Annotated in this window: 20 protein-coding genes; 8 read left to right on the top strand and 12 right to left on the bottom strand. The window is 68.4% G+C overall.

The window, feature by feature from the left end:
- Positions 1-21 precede the first annotated feature (21 nt).
- A complete protein-coding gene (locus Q5696_RS10130) occupies positions 22-2,154 on the top strand; it encodes a hypothetical protein (protein WP_305094994.1) in 2,133 nt (710 codons plus the stop codon).
- Positions 2,151-3,167, top strand: a complete 1,017-nt coding sequence (druD, locus tag Q5696_RS10125) for a Druantia-type antiviral defence protein DruD (protein WP_305094993.1) — start codon at positions 2,151-2,153, stop codon at positions 3,165-3,167. The genes Q5696_RS10130 and druD overlap by 4 nt, the downstream gene beginning before the upstream one ends.
- Here the strand turns inward: druD and Q5696_RS21455 are convergent.
- The 3 genes from Q5696_RS21455 to Q5696_RS10115 form a co-directional block, all read right to left on the bottom strand.
- Positions 3,136-3,327 carry a PLD nuclease N-terminal domain-containing protein gene (locus Q5696_RS21455; RefSeq protein ID WP_370654914.1) on the bottom strand — a complete coding sequence of 64 codons (192 nt, stop codon included), beginning with the start codon at positions 3,325-3,327 and terminating at the stop codon, positions 3,136-3,138. The genes druD and Q5696_RS21455 overlap by 32 nt on opposite strands.
- A 315-nt stretch (positions 3,328-3,642) precedes the next feature.
- Entirely contained in the window at positions 3,643-3,867 is a 225-nt protein-coding gene (locus Q5696_RS10120; RefSeq protein ID WP_305094992.1) for a helix-turn-helix domain-containing protein, read from the bottom strand.
- 118 nt (positions 3,868-3,985) lie between these two features.
- Positions 3,986-5,617 (bottom strand): ABC-F family ATP-binding cassette domain-containing protein, encoded by a 1,632-nt coding sequence (locus Q5696_RS10115; RefSeq protein ID WP_305095225.1) that lies wholly within the window; start codon positions 5,615-5,617, stop codon positions 3,986-3,988.
- 121 nt (positions 5,618-5,738) lie between these two features.
- On the opposite strand from Q5696_RS10115, the gene Q5696_RS10110 reads away from it, so the two are divergent.
- Positions 5,739-6,509 (top strand): SDR family oxidoreductase, encoded by a 771-nt coding sequence (locus Q5696_RS10110; RefSeq protein WP_305094991.1) that lies wholly within the window; start codon positions 5,739-5,741, stop codon positions 6,507-6,509.
- Positions 6,506-7,627, top strand: coding sequence for a lycopene cyclase family protein (locus tag Q5696_RS10105; RefSeq protein ID WP_305095224.1), 1,122 nt, complete (start codon positions 6,506-6,508; stop codon positions 7,625-7,627). Before Q5696_RS10110 ends, Q5696_RS10105 begins: the two co-directional genes overlap by 4 nt.
- 10 nt (positions 7,628-7,637) lie before the next feature.
- Here Q5696_RS10105 and Q5696_RS10100 read toward each other — a convergent pair whose 3' ends face one another.
- Positions 7,638-8,636, bottom strand: coding sequence for an alkaline phosphatase family protein (locus Q5696_RS10100; protein ID WP_305094990.1), 999 nt, complete (start codon positions 8,634-8,636; stop codon positions 7,638-7,640).
- A gap of 173 nt (positions 8,637-8,809) precedes the next feature.
- Between Q5696_RS10100 and ku the strand changes: the two genes are divergently transcribed.
- Positions 8,810-9,652 carry a non-homologous end joining protein Ku gene (gene ku / locus Q5696_RS10095; RefSeq protein ID WP_305094989.1) on the top strand — a complete coding sequence of 281 codons (843 nt, stop codon included), beginning with the start codon at positions 8,810-8,812 and terminating at the stop codon, positions 9,650-9,652.
- A gap of 4 nt (positions 9,653-9,656) precedes the next feature.
- On the opposite strand, the gene Q5696_RS10090 is transcribed toward ku, so the two are convergent.
- The 8 genes from Q5696_RS10090 to Q5696_RS10055 are packed head-to-tail and all read right to left on the bottom strand — an operon-like array spanning position 9,657 to position 16,509.
- Positions 9,657-10,151: a DUF1990 domain-containing protein gene (locus Q5696_RS10090; RefSeq protein WP_305094988.1), complete on the bottom strand. Its 495-nt coding sequence runs from the start codon at positions 10,149-10,151 to the stop codon at positions 9,657-9,659.
- Positions 10,129-10,527 (bottom strand): metal-sulfur cluster assembly factor, encoded by a 399-nt coding sequence (locus Q5696_RS10085; RefSeq protein WP_305094987.1) that lies wholly within the window; start codon positions 10,525-10,527, stop codon positions 10,129-10,131. Before Q5696_RS10085 ends, Q5696_RS10090 begins: the two co-directional genes overlap by 23 nt.
- Positions 10,524-11,009, bottom strand: coding sequence for a Fe-S cluster assembly sulfur transfer protein SufU (gene sufU, locus Q5696_RS10080; RefSeq protein ID WP_305094986.1), 486 nt, complete (start codon positions 11,007-11,009; stop codon positions 10,524-10,526). The genes Q5696_RS10085 and sufU overlap by 4 nt, the downstream gene beginning before the upstream one ends.
- Before the next feature lie 2 nt (positions 11,010-11,011).
- Positions 11,012-12,271, bottom strand: coding sequence for a cysteine desulfurase (locus Q5696_RS10075; protein ID WP_305094985.1), 1,260 nt, complete (start codon positions 12,269-12,271; stop codon positions 11,012-11,014).
- A 4-nt stretch (positions 12,272-12,275) separates the two neighbouring features.
- Positions 12,276-13,061, bottom strand: a complete 786-nt coding sequence (gene sufC, locus Q5696_RS10070; RefSeq protein WP_305094984.1) for a Fe-S cluster assembly ATPase SufC — start codon at positions 13,059-13,061, stop codon at positions 12,276-12,278.
- A 54-nt stretch (positions 13,062-13,115) separates the two neighbouring features.
- Positions 13,116-14,285, bottom strand: coding sequence for a Fe-S cluster assembly protein SufD (gene sufD, locus Q5696_RS10065; RefSeq protein ID WP_305095223.1), 1,170 nt, complete (start codon positions 14,283-14,285; stop codon positions 13,116-13,118).
- A gap of 26 nt (positions 14,286-14,311) precedes the next feature.
- The gene (gene sufB, locus Q5696_RS10060) at positions 14,312-15,757 is read right to left on the bottom strand and encodes a Fe-S cluster assembly protein SufB (protein WP_305094983.1); all 1,446 of its coding nucleotides are present in this window, start codon (positions 15,755-15,757) and stop codon (positions 14,312-14,314) included.
- Positions 15,758-15,816: 59 nt separating this feature from the next.
- Positions 15,817-16,509 carry a helix-turn-helix transcriptional regulator gene (locus tag Q5696_RS10055; protein WP_305094982.1) on the bottom strand — a complete coding sequence of 231 codons (693 nt, stop codon included), beginning with the start codon at positions 16,507-16,509 and terminating at the stop codon, positions 15,817-15,819.
- Positions 16,510-16,752: 243 nt separating this feature from the next.
- Here Q5696_RS10055 and mptB point away from each other — a divergent pair, with 243 nt between their 5' ends.
- The 3 genes from mptB to Q5696_RS10040 are packed head-to-tail and all read left to right on the top strand — an operon-like array spanning position 16,753 to position 20,158.
- Positions 16,753-18,396: a polyprenol phosphomannose-dependent alpha 1,6 mannosyltransferase MptB gene (gene mptB / locus Q5696_RS10050; RefSeq protein ID WP_305095222.1), complete on the top strand. Its 1,644-nt coding sequence runs from the start codon at positions 16,753-16,755 to the stop codon at positions 18,394-18,396.
- Between the two features lie 11 nt (positions 18,397-18,407).
- On the top strand, positions 18,408-19,364 hold the full coding sequence (locus Q5696_RS10045; RefSeq protein WP_305094981.1) for an ABC transporter ATP-binding protein: 957 nt from the start codon (positions 18,408-18,410) through the stop codon (positions 19,362-19,364).
- On the top strand, positions 19,361-20,158 hold the full coding sequence (locus Q5696_RS10040; protein ID WP_305094980.1) for an ABC transporter permease: 798 nt from the start codon (positions 19,361-19,363) through the stop codon (positions 20,156-20,158). The genes Q5696_RS10045 and Q5696_RS10040 overlap by 4 nt, the downstream gene beginning before the upstream one ends.
- Positions 20,159-20,205 lie beyond the last annotated feature (47 nt).

Below are 20,205 nucleotides of genomic sequence, written 5' to 3'. Positions count from 1 at the left end.
CGCTGTCCGTAACATGTCCGGGTGGCAGTTTCCATCGGAACACAGATCATCGGTTCCATCAGCTGGATCAATAGCGGTTCTCCCCGTATCGCGGGTGTCGAGCCGCAATTCGTTCTCGACAAGGATTCCTGGCGTCCGGCCGACCCTGCAGACGCCCCCACCAACGGAAACATCTTCTGGTGGAACGCCTTCGACGTCCAGCAAGGGTCCGCGATCCTCCTAACAGTTGTCGAGAACCAGCCAGGGCGAGACGACCATTTCAAGGTGAGTCGCCCCGAGTATCTATGCCCGGTCCTCGATCTCCGGCACCTCCGCTACTGGGAGGCGTACCAGCGGGCGATGAAGATCTGGTTCGACACCATGCCCGAAGTTGAGGCCGGACGGGACGTCTACGTTCTCGCCGCAGACAAGATCACCCTCGGTCCGTTCCGTGCTCGGGAGGACGGCACCCGATTCTTCCTCGAACCGAGCGGCTTCCCACCGGAACGTGTTCCGTTCAGCGAGGACGACAATGCCCTCGTCGTCGTGAACGGACGCCGTTACCACACACCTTCACCGCCATTCACGGCATTCCTGGACTGCCGACCGGACGACGAGACCCTCCAGACCGCGCTCCGGCGTGCAGTCGTGATCGCGCAGCGCTCCCGCGAGGCCCCTCCTGCCTTGGAGACGAAGAATCTCCGAGCCCAGGTGGCTGATTTCCTCCGCGAGGCTGCCACCATGAGTGAACGCCGAATCGATCGAGCACGATTCGAACGCGCGTTCATGATCTGCGAGGACAGCGGTTCGGTCGAAGGCTGGGCTACGGACCTGATCGATCTAGTTCTCGAGCACCCGCGCGTCTCTGATCGCATCACGCACGCCACCGAGGAAGCCAACCGCACTGCACTACAGGAGGCCCACGCACGGATCGCCGCTGAGACAGCTTCCGCGAATACCGAACTCACGTCTCTACGCGAGTCGATCGCGGCACTGCGTACCGAACACGATCAGCTCACTACCGAGGTGGAGTACGTCCGTCAGGAGGCCGCAAACATCGATGCGGACGTCGCCCGGCAACTCGCAGCGCTCGAGGACCATGTGACACAGCGGGTCGGTGAAATCGCTGACGGCGCGAGCGAACTGCTCGGGGATTCCGTCCTACTCCGCGCGCTCGGACACGGTGCGTCTGCCACCCCATCTCGCCCCGCCACACGAGCCGTGCTCGACGCCCCATTCCCTCCAGTCGCCGCCGACGTGACACTGGTCTCCTCTGACAAGATTGCCCGCAGTTTCGAAACGGCCGGCAGCGCAGCGGGTGTAATGCCCCGAGTCCTGCAGCAACTCCATGCAGCGTTCCGGGCCAGGCTGGTCCCCCTACTCCTCGGCAACGGTGGCCCGTCCGCCCTCGACGTTTACGCTGCGATCACCTGCGCCAGCCGCATCGTCCGGATGCCGATTGCCCACGATGTCCTGCACCCCCTCGACCTTCTCGGTGTTACCTCCCGCGATCCAGGAACCGCCCGCAGCACGCTGGGCGTGCTCACCGGGGCAGACAGTGCCGTACACGCCGACGGCCCCGGCATTCTCGTATTGGACGGAATCAATCAGGCGCCCACCGAATCGTTTCTCGTCCCGTGGCTACAGACACCCGGGCGCCGGATCGACGTCCCGACGGCGGCGCGCAGTGTGGTCGGGCTCGATCGGTTCGTTCCCTCCGACGGTCTCGTCGTGGCAGCCACGGCCGTCGCCGGTGCCGCCACCGCACCCGTCAGCCCCGACGTGTGGGGGTTCTGTGTGGCGATCGACGTCGCCGCAGCAGCATCCGACGTGTCAGACCTGTCCGCCATGCACGCCGTGTTCGAGACACAGCCCGCCCCCCACACACCGAAGAATGTCGAGACACTCATCGAGCGACTAGCCGCGGATACTGCCCGCTACTGGCCGATCGACAACGGGGTTCTCGACGTCGCCCGCAGGTTCGGGTCGACGATGTCCGCGTTCGAATCAGGTACCGACCTCGAAGAATCCATCGTCGAGTGTGTCTTACTGCCCGCACTCACGACGTCACTCACCGAACCCGATGTCGTCGAGGCGGTCAACTCTCTTGCCCCTGGATCCTCAGCACCTCGCCTGCAGCGGGTGGCATACCGACTCCGCCAGCGGTTTACATGATCGACGACGGTCCACTGCGTCTCGAACGGATCAGCGCACTGGAAGCGAGCAGCAGATTACGGGAGAGTCTCGCCCTACCCGAGCACGCGGGTAACGAGGAACTCACATACGAAGCACTACGTGCCGTGGCGTGGGCCTCGACGCGGGGTGAGGTTCCCGTCTCCACCCGAACGCTGCTGGACCGCGCGATGGATTCACAGATGTTCTTCGACGACGTCGACGACGCTACCCTCCGTAGAACACTTCGGCTGCGCCTGAGCATGCTGTCAGCGGTCGGGGACGTCGCCCGAGTCGGACGCGACCAATGGCTATCCGTCGGTGGAACGGTGGTCCGCCAGCAGGGCAGGCCCGATGGTCTGCTGGTCAGCGGCATCCCGTTGCGTCATCTCGACGGACGCACGCGGGCATTGATAAACGTGGCAGGTCCGGTCCGCCGACTGATAGGCGAAGACTCCTCTGGGGACTACAGGTTCCCGACAATCGACTTCGACGACTGGCTCCGGAGGCCGCGGCAGCCTCTGGTCGAATGGACTCACGGCACCGTTCGAGATGCGCTGGTCGTCGACATCCCGTACGATCCCGCCGTCACCGAGCAGTACTACGCCCCGGATCACTCCTCACCCGGCACCGTCCAGGACAAGCGATGGGTCACTCGCAACAACCTCCTCGACGGCACCTATCTCGTTCGCCGCCGACATCTCGACGGGTCGGCCGACTACAACTTCGCCGTCGTACAGGCCGGTGCAGCGATCGAGTACCGGTCGTGCGATCGCCGCGATATCCGGCGGTTGATGTTCGGGTTCGATCGGATCCACCGCAATCCGACAGTTGCCCGATGGACCTATACGCCGGACGGCAGACAACTGCGTCTTCACAATCGGCTTCCGCACGCAGAGACCCGAGCGCTGATCGTCCTGGCCGGACCACCAGACAACGCGGTGTGGACCGTCCGGCACGATGCCACCGAAGTCCGGAAAATCCTCACAGATCTCGGGGTGGACCTTCAGGACTGACCAGGCTCAGTCGACTCGCAGAGTTCGAGCACTGCTTGTCGCGCCACCTCCAGAGCAGCACTCCGACGATCGGTAGCCCCCACACCGCGACCGACCACAGCATCTTCCGCGACGCTTCCCCATCGGACCGGACAATATCGATACTCGCCACTGTCGCCATGCTCAGCCACACGGTCACCACAACGACGCCCACGACACCGGCCCCGAAAAGTATCAGGAACGCCCCGAACCCGGGCAGACAATCGTCGGCACCACTCTGTACGCAATCGCTAAGGCCGGAACCGGCGAGTATTCCCCCAGTCATCACGCCAAGGTACCTCGCCGAATTCCGCGCTACGACTCCCTGCACCGCGCTCGGTGCCGCAACCACCTCGCCGCTGGATCCGAGTGTGCACAGGCGAACCCGCCGTGCCTCCCACTGCCCATTTCGATCCGGTGATGGGACGCGGCGCGGACCGCACTCCCGCCGCCGTTGCTAGTGCTCGACCTTCTTGCGCCGGTTCGGCCCGCCCCGGCGTCGCAGCGTCACGTCGGCTTCGACGAGAACGTTGTGAACGAAACCGTAGGAGCGGCCGGTTTTTTCGGCGAGGCTGCGGATACTCTTTCCCGCCTCGTATTCGGCCTTGAGTTCGTCGCGTAACCTGTCGCGCGACTCCCCTGTGACGCGGGCACCGCGTGAGATTCCCGTGCTCTCCGCCATGACGGACCTCCGGTCGGCTGAACGAGTCTCCGTTCCACCCAGGCTAGAGCACCTGCAGTGCTCGTGCGCCTTTTCGGTGATAGCCACCACCGAAAAGGCGCACAAGCGACGCAGCCGCCTATGCCAAGGTGATCAGGTCGAGGTATTCCTGGGACCAGTGGTCCTCGGTGCCGTCGGGCAGCAGGATGACGCGTTCCGGATTCAGGGCCTCGGCGGCGCCGGGGTCGTGGGTGACGAGGACGACGGCACCCTTGTAGCTGCGGAGGGCGTCGAGGACCTGTTCCCGGGAGATGGGGTCGAGGTTGTTGGTGGGTTCGTCGAGGAGCAGCACGTTGGCCGCCGACGACACCAGCCCGGCCAGCGCCAGTCGGGTCTTCTCACCACCGGAGAGGGTGCCGGCGGGCTGCTCGAGCTGCGGGCCGGTGAACATGAACGCGCCGAGCAGGCCGCGCAGATCCTGCTCGCCCGCGTCGGGGGCGGCGTGCCGGATGTTCTCCCACACGGTGGCGTCGTCGTCGAGGGTGTCGTGTTCCTGCGCGAAGTACCCGATCTTCAGGCCGTGGCCGGGGACCAGCTCGCCGAGGTCGGGCTGCTCGGTGCCGGCGAGGAGACGCAGCAGCGTCGTCTTGCCGGCACCGTTGAGGCCCAGGATGACGACGCGGGAACCACGGTCGATGGCCAGGTCCACACCGGTGAAGATCTCCAGCGACCCGTACACCTTCGTGAGTTCCTTCGCCATGAGCGGCGTCTTGCCACACGGCGCGGGCTCCGGGAACCGGATGTGCGCGACCTTGTCGTCCACCCGCACCTCGTCGAGCGCAGCCATCATCTTGTCGGCACGCTTGGCCATGTTCTGCGCCGCGGTGGCCTTGGTGGCCTTCGCACCGAGCTTCGCGGCCTGGGCCCGCAACGCACCGGCCTTCTTCTCCGCGTTGGCGCGCTCCCGGCGACGCCGGGCCTCGTCGGTGGCGCGGGCGTCGAGGTACTTCTTCCAGCCCATGTTGTAGATGTCGGCCTCGCCGCGCACCGCGTCGAGGAACCACACCTTGTTCACGACGTCGGCGAGCAGGTCGACGTCGTGACTGATGACGATGAGGCCGCCGTCGTGGTTCTGCAGGAATCCGCGCAGCCACGTGATGGAGTCGGCATCGAGGTGGTTGGTGGGCTCGTCGAGCAGCAGCGTCGTGTTCGACTTGCCGCCCGAGCCGTCCGACGCGGCGAACAGGATGCGGGCCAGTTCGACGCGGCGACGCTGACCACCGGAGAGGGTCTGCAGCGGCTGCCCGAGGACCCGGTCGGGCAGGCCGAGGCTGTGGCAGATGCGGGCGGCCTCGGATTCGGCGACGTACCCGCCGAGCGCGGAGAACCGGTCCTCGAGGTTGCCGAACTTGCGCACGGCCTTGTCCCGGGTGGCGTCGTCGGCGGCCTCGGCCATGATGGCCTGCTGCTTCTCCATCTTCTTGATGATGTCGTCGAGGCCGCGCGCGGAGAGCACCCGGTCCTTCGCGAGCACCGTCAGGTCACCCTCCTTGGGGTCCTGCGGCAGATAGCCGAGATCACCGCTCCGGACGACCGTGCCCGCATACGGCTCGCCCTCACCGGCGAGGATCCGCAGCGTCGTGGTCTTGCCGGCACCGTTACGGCCGACCAGCCCGATCCGGTCGCCGGCCTGCACACGCAGGGCCGAACCAGGGGCGGACAGCAGCGTCCGCACACCGGCACGAACTTCCAGGTCGGTGGCGGTAATCAACAAGAACTCCTCGAGAGCGGGGATCGTCCCGGCGACGCCGGGCACAAGAACCACCGATTTTACCGGTAGCCCGGCCTGTCGCCACTCCCCGACCCCGTGGCGTGCACTACCGTCCGGATCCATGACACGCGAGAAGGACCTGCAGGGACGCACCGCGCTCGTCACCGGCGCGAGCCGTGGTATCGGTGAGGCGATTGCGGCCGAACTCCTGGGGCGCGGCGCGAACGTCGTCGTCACCGCCCGCAAACCGGATCCACTCGAGGAGGCCGCGGCCCGGCTGCGCGGCCTCGGGCACGACGGGCGGGTCCTCGCCGTTCCCGGGAACTCCGGTGACCGTGAGCACCGCCACGACGCCGTCGCCCGCGCGGTCGCTGAGTTCGGGTCCCTCGACGTCCTGATCAACAACACCGGCATCAACCCCGTCTTCGGGGCGCTGATGGACGCCGACCTCGATGCGGTCCGCAAGATCTTCGACGTCAACGTCGTCGCCGCCCTCGGGTTCGTGCAGGAGGCGTACCGGGTGTGGATGAGCGAGCACGGCGGTGCAGTCGTCAACCTCGCGAGCGTCGCGGGTATCCGGTCGTCGGGGGTGATCGCCGCGTACGGGGCGTCGAAGGCGGCCCTGATCCGGCTCACCGAGGAACTGGCGTGGCAGCTGGGTCCGGGGATCCGGGTCAACGCCGTCGCACCGGGTGTGGTGAAGACGAAGTTCGCGGCCGCTCTCGTCGCGGCCGGTGAGGATCAGGTGTCGAGCATGTATCCGATGCAGCGTTTCGGCAGCCCCGAGGACGTCGCCCGGCTCGTCGGTTTCCTCGTCTCCGACGCCGCCTCCTGGATCACCGGGGAGACGGTGCGCGTCGACGGCGGCCTGCTCGCGACGGGGTCGCTCTGAACGCCGTCCCGGATCTCGCGGTCGTCGGCCTCGGTCCCGCCGGCCGCGCCCTCGCGCATCGTGCCGCCGTCCGGGGACTCGACGTGGTCGCGGTCGATCCGCATCCGGATCGTCCGTGGCAGGCCACGTATGCCGCGTGGGTGGACGAGATCCCCGGCTGGCTCGGCGACTGCGATGTCTGGCGTGCCCGGCTCCCCCGACCCCGCGTGCACGGCATCCGCGAGCGGATCCTCGACCGCACGTACGGCGTCCTCGACAACGTCGCGCTGCACCGGCGTCTCGATCTCACCGGTGTCCGGGTGGTGACCGGTTTCTCGGACGCCCTCACCCCGTGGTCGGTGACGCTGCGCGACGGCACCCGCGTCGACGCCCACCGCGTGATCGATGCCCGTGGGCTGCAACCGGATCCGACGCTCGCGGAACAGACGGCGTTCGGGGTGGTGGTGCCGGCGGTGGTGGCGGCACCCGCGCTCGGTGGCGGTGACGGCTGGTTCATGGACTGGCGGCCCGACAACGGCACCGGCCCCGACGATCCGCCGTCGTTCCTGTACGCGGTGCCGCTCGGCGAGGACACGGTGCTGCTCGAGGAGACCTGCCTCGTCGGCAGTCCGGGCCTGCCCCTCGGCGAACTACGTCGGCGTCTCGATGCCCGGCTCGCCGCCCGCGGCGTGGAACTCCCGGCGAACGTCGAGGTGGAACGGGTCCGGTTCCCGGTGCAGGCGCCGCGCGAGTCGACGTCGGTGCCCGCGTTCGGGGCTCGGGCGGGCCTGGTCCATCCCGGCACCGGCTACAGCGTCGCGGCGTCGCTGGCTGCGGTCGACACCGTCGTCGAGTCTCTCGCGCGGGGACACGATCCGTCGAAGGCGTTGTGGCCGTGGCACGCCCGCACGGTGCGGCGCCTGCGGGACATCGGCCTGTCCGCGCTGCTGGATCTCGAGCCGTCGGCCACGGCCGGGTTCTTCGACGCGTTCTTCGCGCTGCCGATCGCCCGGCAACGCGCCTACCTGTCCGGGCGTACCGACGTTCTCGGCACGACGGCCGCGATGTGGTCGCTGTTCCGGGCCGCGGAGCCGGGGACCCGCCGGACACTGGCGCGAGCCGGTGCCCGGCGGGCGTGACGTCGCTACCTCAGTTGCCGAGCGAGCCGGTCAGGAGCCCCAGCGATCCGGTCGCGGTCGGCGCGCCCTTCTCGATCGGGGTGCCGTCGAGGTCGGCGGGCTGGTCCAGGCCCAGGTTGTCGAGAACGGTGGGGGTGATGTCGGCGATGGTGAGCGTGTCGTCGACGACACCCGCCTGGTAGCCGGCGCCGCGGGCGATCACGAACGTGACGCCTTCGGCCTCGCTCTGGCCGCCGTGTCCGCCGTTCGGCTTGTGGCCGTGGTCGGAGGTGACGAGGATCGTCCACTTCTCGCCGGTGGCCTTGCTGCGGGCGTCGACGGCGTCGACGATCTTGCCGACCTCGACGTCGACGCGTTCGAGCGACGGCCGGTACTCGGAGCCGGCGGTGCCCGACGAGTGACCGGCGCCGTCGACCTGGTCGAGCTGGGTGAACACGAATTCCGGCCCGTTCGAAGCGATTTCGTTCACGACGGCGTCGGCGGTAGCGGCATCGGTGGCGGCTCCGCTGCCGGCGCCGGGGGTGGTGACGACAACGTCGGCCTTCGGGGTGCCGGATCCGGCGATCGTGGCGATGCCACCCCACGTGGAGATGGCGGCGGTGCGCATCTCCGGCTTCGCCGTCTCGATGCGGGTGAACGCCGACGGGTACTGCTCGTAGTTCGATCCCGTGAACGTGTTGTCGACGACGCCGTGCTTGGTGTGCCACACGCCGGTGAGGATCGTCGACCACGACGGGCCGGAGATCGTCGGGTGGCCGAGGATCGACGACTGGCCGCTGGTTCCCTCGGCGATCAGCCGGTGCAGATTGGGGGCGTCTGCGGCCTCGACCTGGTCGAGCATCGTGCCGTCGAGGCCGATGACGACGGTCTTGGTGATGCCGGAGCCGTCGGGGGCCGACGAGCCGGGGGCGGCGCCGGCAATACCGGCGGAGGCGGTGGCGACACCGGCGGTGAGGGCGCCCGCGGCGAGCAGGAGGGACAGGGCCTTGGGGGTGTTGTTCTTGATCACGGACACCAGCGTGAATCGGTCTGGACCAATCGAGAAGGCCTTGTAGCAAGTGTTGTTTCGGTATTGGCGCGGTGTTCGCCGCAGGCACGCCGAGGTCACCTGCCGGACACCGGAACGTCTCGGAACGATCTCCGCTGCCCACACTCCCGACCGATCGGGACGATAGTGGAGACATGCGTTCCATCTGGAAGGGATCCATCGCATTCGGGCTGGTCAACGTGCCGGTCAAGATCTACTCGGCCACCGAGGACCACGACATCCACTTCCACCAGGTCCACGCCCGGGACGGTGGACGGATCCGCTACACCCGGGTGTGCAGCGAATGCGGGGAGACGGTCCGGTACACCGACATCGAGAAGGCCTACGACTCGGAGGACGGCGACCGAGTGGTCCTCACCGACGACGACTTCGAGAAGCTGCCCGCCGCCGAGAGCCACGAGATCCCGGTCCTGCAGTTCGTGCCCGGCGACCAGATCGATCCGATCCTGTTCGAGAAGAGCTACTACCTCGAGCCCGACTCGACCTCACCGAAAGCCTATGTGCTGCTGGCGAGGACGCTCGCGAAGACCGAACGCACCGCGCTCGTGCACTTCACCCTCCGACAGAAGACGCGACTGGCCGCACTGCGGGAACGTGGCGGCGTCCTGGTCCTCCAGACACTGCTGTGGCCCGACGAGGTGCGGGCCGTCGACTTCCCCGCCCTCGATGCCGCCTCCGCGCCCCGGCCGCAGGAACTGACGATGGCGAGCAGCCTCGTCGAGAACATGGCCGACGACTTCGTCCCCTCCGAATTCACCGACGACTACCAGATCGAACTCCGTCAACTGATCGACGACACCCTCGCGCACGGCGGGGAGAAGGTCATTCCCGCCGCCGAACGCGCCCGGGCCGCGGAGGACGCCGACGTCGTCGATCTGGTCGCCGCCCTGCAACGCAGCCTCGACGAGGCCGAGAGGAAGAGCCACCCCGCATCGGTTCCCTCGAAGAAGGGGTCGGCGCGGCGCAGGCACGCGTGACCCGTCACCCGGCCATCGCCCGCAGGTACCGCGCCGTCATATGCTGCTGCACCCGCCGCGCGACGGGGTCCCCGATCCGGGTGAACCAGCGTCCCGGCCGCGAGAACGCGGTGATCACGGCATGCACGGAACCGTCGGGGCGGTGCTCCACACAGAACCGTTCCTCCCCCGATTCCGGATGTCCGGGCAGGGTGCCGTACGCGAAGCCGCGTCGGCCCGGTTCGTCGATCGTGTGGACGACGCGGCACGGGATCCGGAACCCGCACCAGCGCAGCACCACCTCGGTGCCGACCGCGGCCGGCCCCGGCGCCTCCACCCGCAGCCCCGCCCGCCGGTGCACGTCCCAGCGCATCAACGCGTCGGACGCGGCGAGGAACGTGTCCTCACCGCGTCCGATGCACAGTGATTCCCGGATGTGCCGGTAGCCGGCCGGCAGTGCGCCGGCCGTGGCCCCGACCTCCGGATAGGTCAGGGACCTAGACGGTGAACCCGAGGGCACGCAGCTGCTCGCGTCCGTCGTCGGTGATCTTGTCCGGACCCCACGGCGGCATCCACACCCAGTTGATGCGCAGCTCGTCGCACAGGCTCCCGTTCACCAGCGCCCGCTTCGACTGCTCCTCGATGACGTCGGTCAGCGGGCACGCCGCCGAGGTGAGCGTCATGTCGAGTTGCACGACGTCGATGCCGTTCTCGTCGATCTCCTTGAAGTCGTAGACCAGTCCGAGATCGACGACGTTGATGCCGAGTTCGGGGTCGACGACGTCACGCATCGCCTCCTCGAGCTCGTCGAGACGCTCCGGGGTGAGCGTCGCGCCGTACTCCCCCACCTCGGCGGTGGGCTCGGTGCCGGCCTGCTCGGCCTGGGTATCCGTCATGATGCCTGTCCTCCGGTTCGAGCCAGTTCGTTGTCGTCCAGGATCTGCACGACGGCGTCCTTGAACGCCATCCATCCCAGTAGTGCGCACTTCACGCGCGCCGGGTACTTCGACACCCCGCTGAACGCGATGCCGTCACCGAGGACGTCCTCGTCGCCCTCGACGGTGCCGCGGCTGGTGATCATCTCGTTGAACGCGTCGACGGCCGCGAGGGCCTCGTCTAGCGGCATACCGACGATCTGATCGAACAGCACCGATGTCGACGCCTGACTGATCGAGCAGCCCTGACCGTCGTACGAGACGTCGGAGACCACGAGCCGCCCGTCCGCGCCTTCGGTGAGCGCGGCCCGCAGCGTGATCTCGTCGCCGCATGTCGGGTTGACGTGATGCACCTCGGCGCCGAACGGATCCCGCAGCCCACGGCCGTGCGGGTGCTTGTAGTGGTCCAGGATCACTTCCTGGTACATCTGCTCGAGTCGCACGTTCAGTTCCCTCCGACTCCGAAGAAGGCCTGCGCCCGCCGGATCCCGGCGACCAGCGCATCGACCTCGTCGAGCGTGTTGTACAGCGCGAACGACGCCCGCGCGGTCGCGGCGATACCGAACCGCTGGTGCATCGGCCACGCGCAGTGATGTCCGACGCGGACAGCGACACCGTCGTCGTCGAGGACCTGCCCCAGATCGTGGGCGTGGATCCCGTCGACCAGGAACGACACCGCCGATCCCCGGTCGACGCCGTCGGTGGGGCCGACGATACGGACCCCGTCGATACCGGCCAGCCCGTCGAGGGCCGCGGTGACGAGCTGGTGTTCGTGCGCGGCGACAGCGTCCATCCCGATCGCCGACAGATAGTTCACGGCCGCACCGAGACCCACCACCTGCGACGTCATCGGCACACCGGCCTCGAAGCGCTGCGGCGGCGGCGCGTACGTGCTGCCCTCCATCGTGACGGTCTCGATCATCGAGCCGCCCGTGATGAACGGCGGCATCGACGCCAGCAGTGCGCGACGCCCGTACAGCACGCCGACCCCGGACGGGCCGAGCATCTTGTGCCCGGAGAACGCCGCGAAATCGACGCCGAGGGAACGGAAGTCGACGGCGAGATGCGGCACCGACTGGCACGCGTCGAGCACCGTGATCGCACCGACGGCCTGCGCCCGGCGGACCAGTTCGGCGACCGGCGAGATCGCGCCCGTCACGTTCGACTGGTGCGTGAACGCGACGACCTTGACCTTGTCGGTCAGCTCGAGCGACTCCAGGTCGATGCGGCCGTCGTCGGTGATGCCGTACCAGCGCAGCGTGGCACCCGTACGGCGGGCCAGCTCCTGCCACGGCACCAGGTTCGCGTGGTGTTCGAGTTCGGTGACGACGATCTCGTCACCGGGGCCGACGACCCGGTCGAACCGGTCGTCGCCGAACACGTACGCCACCAGGTTGAGGGACTCGGTGGCGTTCTTGGTGAACACCAGCTCGTCGGAGTCGGCACCGACGAACGAGGCGATCGCCGCACGGGCACCCTCGTACGCGTCGGTGGCCTCCTCGGCCAGCTGATGCGCACCCCGGTGCACCGCGGCGTTGCACGTGGTGAGGAACTCCCGCTCGGCGTCGAGCACCTGCACCGGGCGCTGCGACGTCGCACCCGAATCCAGGTACACGAGAGGTTTTCCGTCACGCACGGTGCGTCCCAGGATCGGGAAGTCCTCCCGGATCCTGGTGACGTCCAGTGCAGGCACCGTGGTGGTCACGGCCCTACGCCCCTGCGACCTGGGTGAATCGCACGTAGCCGTTGGTCTCGAGCTCGTCGGCGAGCTCGGGTCCACCGGACTCGACGATCTGACCGTTCGCGAACACGTGCACGAACTCCGGCTCGATGTACCGCAGGATGCGGGTGTAGTGCGTGATCAGCAGGATGCCGCCGTTCTGCTTCTCCTTGTAGCGGTTGACGCCCTCGGAGACGATGCGCAGCGCGTCGACGTCGAGACCCGAGTCGGTCTCGTCGAGGATCGCGATCTTCGGCGCGAGCAGACCCAGCTGCAGGATCTCGTGACGCTTCTTCTCGCCACCGGAGAAACCCTCGTTGACCGACCGCTCACCGAACGCCGGATCGATCTCGAGCTCGTTCATCGCGCCCTTGACTTCCTTGACCCAGTGGCGCAGCTTCGGGGCCTCGCCACGGACCGCGGTCGCGGCGGTGCGCAGGAAGTTCGACATCGAGACGCCGGGCACCTCGACCGGGTACTGCATGGCCAGGAACAGGCCGGCCCGGGCACGCTCGTCGACGCTCATCTCGAGGACGTTCTCACCGTTGAGGGTGATGGAACCGGACGTCACCTCGTACTTGGGGTGGCCGGCGATCGCGTACGACAGGGTCGACTTGCCGGAGCCGTTCGGGCCCATGATCGCGTGCGTCTCACCCGAGCGGACCGTCAGGTTCACGCCCTTGAGGATGTTGATCGGCTCGGCGTTCTCGTCCGAGTTGGCGACGTCGACGTGCAGGTCCTTGATTTCGAGAACCGAGTTTTCAGGTGCAGACATTCGATTTCCTAGCAGGGTATCGGCGAAGTATCGGTGGAAAGGCGGCTGACCGGATCAGACGCCGATGGAGGCGAGTTCGGCCTCGACCGCAGCCTCGAGGCGCTCCCGCACCTCCGGAACGGCGATGCGGTTGATGATCTCGTGGAAGAACCCCCGCACGACCAGGCGCCGGGCCTGGGCCTCCGGAATGCCCCGGGCGCGCAGGTAGAACAGCTGCTCGTCGTCGAACCGGCCGGTGGTGCTGGCGTGACCGGCGCCGACGATCTCGCCGGTCTCGATCTCGAGGTTCGGCACCGAGTCGGCACGGGCACCGTCGGTGAGCACCAGGTTGCGGTTCATCTCGTACGTGTCGGTGCCCTCGGCCTCGGCCCGGATCAGCACGTCACCGACCCACACCGTGTGCGCGTCCGGCTTGCCCGAGCCGGGGTCGCCCTGCAGCGCACCCTTGTAGACGACGTTCGACTTGCAGTGCGGCTGCGCGTGATCGACGAGCAGCCGGTGCTCGAAGAACTGGCCGGCATCCGCGAAGTACAGGCCCAGCAGTTCGGCGTCGCCCCCCGGACCGTCGTAGCGGACGGTCGGGGTGACCCGGACGACGTCACCGCCGAGGGTGACGGCCGTGTAGCGCAGCGTCGCGTCGCGGCCGACCCGGATGTGGTGGGCGGCAGCGTGGACGGCGTCGTCGGCCCAGTCCTGGACGGCGACGACGGTCAGCTTGGCGCTGTCCCCGAGAACGAACTCGACGTTCTCGGCGTACGTGCCGCTGCCCTTCTCGTCGAGAACGACGGTCGCGGAGGCGAACGCCTCGAGCCGGATCTGCAGGTGCCCGAACGCCACCTGCTCGGCGCCGGGACCGGTGACCGTGACGGTGACCGGTTCGGCGACCTCACGCTCGGCGCCGACGGTCACGACGGTGGCCGACTCGAATCCCGAATACGCCTGCGCCGCCACCCGGTCGGCGGGCACACCGCCCTGCCCGAGACGGGCGTCGTCGCGTCCGACGGTCTCGACGACGACGCCGTCACCGGCGGTCACCTCGACGGTCGCGGCACCCGAGCGGACCGCGGTGCCGTCGTGCAGGCCCCGCAGCCGGCGCAGCGGCGTGAACCGCCATGCCTCGTCCCGTCCGGCCGGTACCTCGAACGCGTTCACGTCGAACGAGGTGAAGACCTCACCCTTGTTGGTGGCCGGAGCCACGTTCTCCGCGGCGACCGCTGCCTTCACACCGGTCGTCTCACTTGCGCTGGCCACTAACCCACGGCCCCTTCCATCTGCAGTTCGATCAGGCGGTTGAGCTCGAGCGCGTACTCCATCGGCAGTTCCTTCGCGATGGGCTCCACGAACCCTCGCACCACCATGGCCATCGCCTCGTCCTCGCTCAGTCCGCGGCTCATGAGGTAGAACAACTGGTCGTCGCTGACCTTGGACACCGTCGCCTCGTGGCCCATCGTCACGTCGTCCTCGCGGATGTCGACGTACGGGTAGGTGTCCGAGCGGCTGATCTGGTCGACCAGGAGGGCGTCGCACTCGACGTTCGACTTCGAGCCGTGTGCGCCCTTGTTGATCTGGACCAGGCCGCGGTAGGAGGACCGGCCGCCGCCGCGGGCCACCGACTTGCTCACGATGTTGGAGGTCGTGTGCGGCGCCAGGTGCAGCATCTTCGCGCCGGTGTCCTGGTGCTGGCCCTCCCCGGCGAACGCGACGGAGAGCACCTCGCCGCGGGCGTGTTCGCCCATCATCCACACGGCCGGGTACTTCATCGTCACCTTGGAGCCGATGTTGCCGTCGATCCACTCCATCGAACCGCCCGCCTCGACCTTGGTGCGCTTGGTGACCAGGTTGTAGACGTTGTTCGACCAGTTCTGGATCGTCGTGTAGCGGCAGTGGCCGCCCTTCTTGACGATGATCTCGACGACCGCGGAGTGCAGCGAGTCGGACTTGTAGATCGGGGCGGTGCAGCCCTCGACGTAGTGCACCGACGCACCCTCGTCGACGATGATCAAGGTCCGCTCGAACTGGCCCATGTTCTCGGTGTTGATCCGGAAGTAGGCCTGCAGCGGGATGTCGACGTGCACGTTCGGCGGAACGTAGATGAACGAGCCACCCGACCAGACGGCGGTGTTCAGCGCGGAGAACTTGTTGTCGCCGGCCGGGATGACCGAGCCGAAGTACTCGCGGAACAGTTCCGGATGCTCCCGCAGACCCGAATCGGTGTCGAGGAAGATGACGCCCTGCTCCTCGAGATCCTCACGGATCTGGTGGTAGACGACCTCGGACTCGTACTGCGCCGCGACACCCGCGATGAGACGCTGCTTCTCCGCCTCCGGGATACCGAGCTTGTCGTACGTGTTCTTGATGTCCTCGGGCAGATCCTCCCAGGACGCGGCCTGCTTCTCCGTCGACCGCACGAAGTACTTGATGTTGTCGAAGTCGATGCCCTCGAGGTTCGAACCCCAGTGCGGCATCGGCTTCTTGTCGAAGGTGCGCAGCGCCTTGAGACGGATGTCGAGCATCCAGTCCGGCTCGTTCTTCTTCGCGGAAATGTCCCGCACGACGTCCTCGGACAGACCGCGCTGCGCGCTGGCACCGGCCGTGTCGGAATCCGACCAGCCGTACTCGTAGTGGCCCAGCGAAGCGATCGTCTCTTCCTGCGAGAGTGGCGCCTCGGCGGTCACCTGGTCTGGTGTGACGGTCATGCGAGCTCCTTCCGGAGTCTTGTTGCGTACCGGTGCGAGCTGGTCACCGGCGGGAACATCTAGGGAGTCGGTCGAGGTGGTGCGAGCGGAACATGGGTGGTGCAGGCGCAGTCGCCGTTCGCGATCGTCGCCAGCTGCTGGACGTGTCGGCCGAGCAGGTCCGCGAACGCCCGCTGTTCCGCCTCGCACAGTTCCGGGAACTCCTCGGCGACGTGCGAGACCGGACAGTGGTGCTGGCAGATCTGCACGCCGTTGCCGACGGGACGGATCGATGCCGCGAACCCGGCCGAGGTGAACGCGTTCGCTATCTCCTCCGCGGTGGATTCGACAGCTTCCGGTGCGCCCCCGGTCGCCGGTGCCACATCGCCCACGATGGAACGCACGCGGCGGCGAGCGAATTCCTCGATCGCCGCGTCACCACCGATTTCCCGCAGTTGCCGCATCGCGGCGCCGGCGAGATCGTCGTACGTGTGGCCGAGCTTGCCGCGGCCGGCCGCGGTGATCTGGAACAGTTTCGCGGGGCGGCCTCGGCCACGCCGACGCCAACTCGCGGAGCTGGCCTCCTGCGCTTCCCCGGCCTCGATGAGGACGTCGAGGTGGCGTCGGACGCCTGCCGCGCTGAGGCCGAGACGGTCACCGATGTCGGTGGCCGTGATCGGCCCCTCCTCGACGAGCAACTGGACGACAGCGGCCCGGGTCTGGCCTTCGTGCCCACCGGCGGCGGGCAGCGACGGACCGACGGACGTCCGCACAGGTCGCCGACCTGCACTTTCTCCGTTCACGCGTCGCTCTGCTGCCGATTTCACAACACCAGTGTGACGGAATTAGCCGCTCCGGTCCACGAAGGGCACCCTGCGTGACGCGCACCACAGCGCGACATCGGCCTCGGTCGTCGGTGGGAACCGCGCCCCGTTCGCCCCGTTACTCTGCACCCTGTGCCGCAGACCGAGATCGCCCCCGAGTCGGACGCCCCGGCCCGATCCCGGGTCGACCGGGTGAAGACGCTCACTGCGCGTGCGCTCGGGATCGACGGCGGACGCACCCGCCCGACGGTGGCCGACGCCCTCCACGGCGACGAGGCCGAATCACCGGCACTCGACGCCCGTGAAACCCGGCAACTGCACTGGATTCGCCTGTTCGGCGCGACCGGCGCGGTCCTCATGGCGATCGGCGCGCTCGGCTCCGGTGCGCAACCCGTGCTGCAGAACCCCGTGCAGGGGCTGCGGATCCTCGGGCTGCCGGCCCGCATGCCGAGCGCCACCCTGAGCATGGCGATGACCGGCACCGTCATGGTCGTCCTGGCGTGGCTCCTCCTCGGACGGTTCGCCGTCGGCGGGATGCGCGGCGGCCGCCCGCCCCGCCAACTCAGCCGCTCCCAACTCGACCGCACCCTGCTGCTGTGGGTGATTCCGCTCACGGTCGCGCCGCCGATGTTCAGTCGCGACGTCTACTCGTACCTCGCGCAGAGCGAGATCACCGCCCGCGGCCTGGACCCGTACGCGATCGGCCCCGCCGGAGCCCTCGGCGTCGACCACGTCCTCACCCGCACGGTGCCGACCATCTGGCGCGACACCCCAGCCCCCTACGGTCCCCTGTTCCTCTGGATGGGGCGCGGCATCACATGGTTGACCGGCGACAACATCGTCGCGGGCATCTTCCTGCACCGCCTGCTCGCCCTCGCCGGCGTCGGCCTGATCGTGTGGGCGCTGCCCCGCCTCGCCCGCCGCTGCGGCGTCTCCGCAGTGAGCGCCCTGTGGCTCGGCGCCGCCAACCCGCTCGTGCTGTTCCACCTCGTCGCGGGCATCCACAACGAGGCGCTGATGATCGGGCTCATGCTCGCCGGCGTCGAACTCGCACTACGGGCGATCGAGGGCGACGATCCCGTCCGCGGGCGCGGATTCGCGCTGCTCCTCGCCGGCGCCACCCTCATCGCACTGTCGTCGACGATCAAGATCCCGTCGCTGCTCGCCCTCGGTTTCGTCGGCATGGCCCTCGCCCGCCGCTGGGGCGGCGGACTCAGAGCGCTCGCGTCGGCGGCCGCCCTGCTCGGTGCCGTCACGATCGTCGTCACCGTGTTCGTCAGTACCGCGAGCGGACTCGGCATGGGCTGGACCCAGACCCTCGGCACCGCGACCGAGGTCCGCAGCTGGATGTCCATCCCGACCCTGCTGGGACTGGGCACCGGGCTCGTCGGGGTCCTCCTCGGTCTCGGTGACCACACCACCGCGGTCCTGAGCCTGACCCGGCCGATCGCCACCGTCGTCGCCGCGTTCGTCACCCTCCGGATGCTGATCGCCGTCCTGCTCGGCCGCATCCACCCGGTCGGCGCCCTCGGCGTGTCCCTCGGCGCGATCGTGCTGCTGTTCCCCGTCGTGCAGCCCTGGTATCTGCTGTGGGCGGTCATCCCGCTCGCCGCCTGGGCCACCCGGCCCGTGTTCCGCGTCCCGGCCATCGTGTTCTCGTCCGTCGTGAGCAGCATCCTCATGCCCAACGGCGCCGAATACGAGCCGTTCATGATCGTGCAGGCCGCGATCGCCACCACGATCACCGCCGTCGTGCTCATCGCCGCGACCCGCAACCACCTGCCGTGGCGCGGCCAGGTCACGGCCCCCGGACGACCCGAACCGGTCGACGCCTAGGCTGGTTGCCCGTGAGTGTCAGAGCGTCGGACGCGGCGCCCCGCAAGGCCGAACCGGCTGTCCGTCTCGAAGGCGTCGTCAAGGCGTTCGGCGACGTCCAGGCCGTCGACGGCCTCGATCTCGTCGTCGAACAGGCCCAGGTTCTCGCCCTCCTCGGCCCCAACGGTGCAGGCAAGACCACGACCGTCGAAATGTGCGAGGGCTTCGTCACCCCCGACGCCGGCACCGTCCGGGTCCTCGGACTCGACCCGATCGCCGAGTCCGCGGCGCTGCGACCACGCATCGGCGTCATGCTGCAGGGCGGCGGCGCCTACCCAGGATCCAAGGCCGGCGAGATGCTCGACCTGGTCGCGTCGTACTCCGCCGACCCGCTCGACCCCGACTGGCTGCTGTCCAGCCTCGGCCTGACCGATGCGCGCCGCACCCCGTACCGTCGCCTGTCCGGCGGCCAGCAGCAGCGGCTCGCGCTCGCCTGCGCCCTCGTCGGACGCCCCGAACTGGTGTTCCTCGACGAACCGACCGCCGGCCTCGACGCGCAGGCCCGGCTGCTCGTGTGGGAGCTGATCGACGCGCTGCGCCGCGACGGCGTCAGTGTCCTGCTCACCACACATCTCATGGACGAGGCCGAAGAGCTCGCCGACGAACTCGTCATCGTCGACCACGGCCGGATCGTGGCGTCCGGGACACCGTCGGAGGTCACCCGCACCGGAGCCGAGGGCCGGATGAGCCTGGTCGCGCCCGCGGGTCTCGATCTCGCGCCACTGCGGGCCGCGCTGCCCACCGCGTTCCGGGTGCAGGAGGCGACGCCCGGCCACTACGTGGTCCACGGCGCCGTCGACCCGCACGTCGTCGCGGCGGTCACGTCGTGGTGTGCCGGCCAGGACGCGCTGGCCACCGAGATTCGCGTCGACCAGCGTCGCCTCGAGGACGTCTTCCTCGAACTCACGGGACGGGATCTGAGGGGATGACCGTGACACATCACGACCGCCTGGCCGACAACCGCTTCGCCACCGGCACGTTCACCCCGCGCCCGCAGCCGGCGCCGCCCGCGCAGATGCTCGCCGCCCAGACGCGGCTCGAGCTGACGCTGCTGCTGCGCAACGGCGAACAGCTGCTGCTGACGATGTTCATTCCGATCACACTGCTGATCGGGCTCACACTGCTGCCCATCGGCGACTTCGGCCCGGACCGGGTCGGCACGATCGTGCCCGCCGTCATGATGGTGGCGATCATGTCGACCGCGTTCACCGGGCAGGCGATCGCCGTCGGCTTCGACCGCCGCTACGGCGCCCTCAAACGTCTCGGCGCGACGCCCCTGCCGAAGTGGGGCATCATCGCCGGCAAGAGCGCCGCCGTGGTGATCGTCGTCGCGCTGCAGTCGATCCTCATCGGCGGCATCGGGTTCGCGTTGGGCTGGCGTCCCGGCCTGCTCGGGCTCGTGCTCGGCGCCGTGGTCATCGCGCTGGGAACCGTCACGTTCGCGGCGCTGGGCCTGCTCCTCGGCGGCAGCCTGCGCGCCGAGATCGTGCTCGCACTCGCCAACATCCTGTGGTTCGCGATGGCCGGTATCGGTAGCGTCATCTTCGCCGACGACCTGAACGCCGGGGTCCGGGCGGGCGCCCAGCTCGTCCCGTCCGGTGCACTCGCGCAGGCCCTCGAGGATGCGTCGAACGGCAGCATCAACATCGTCTGTGTCGCGATCCTCGCGGTGTGGGCGCTCGCCGCCGGCGGGCTCGCCACCCGCACCTTCAAGTTCACGTAAGCACTTTCGGCTCGTATCACGCGAAACGCTCACGTGACCGACCGTCC

The organism is Prescottella sp. R16, from assembly GCF_030656875.1.
In the GTDB taxonomy this organism is placed as follows: Bacteria; Actinomycetota; Actinomycetes; order Mycobacteriales; family Mycobacteriaceae; genus Prescottella.
The sequence above is the reverse complement of the archived record's forward strand: the minus strand, read 5'-3'. Positions and strand labels throughout refer to the sequence as shown.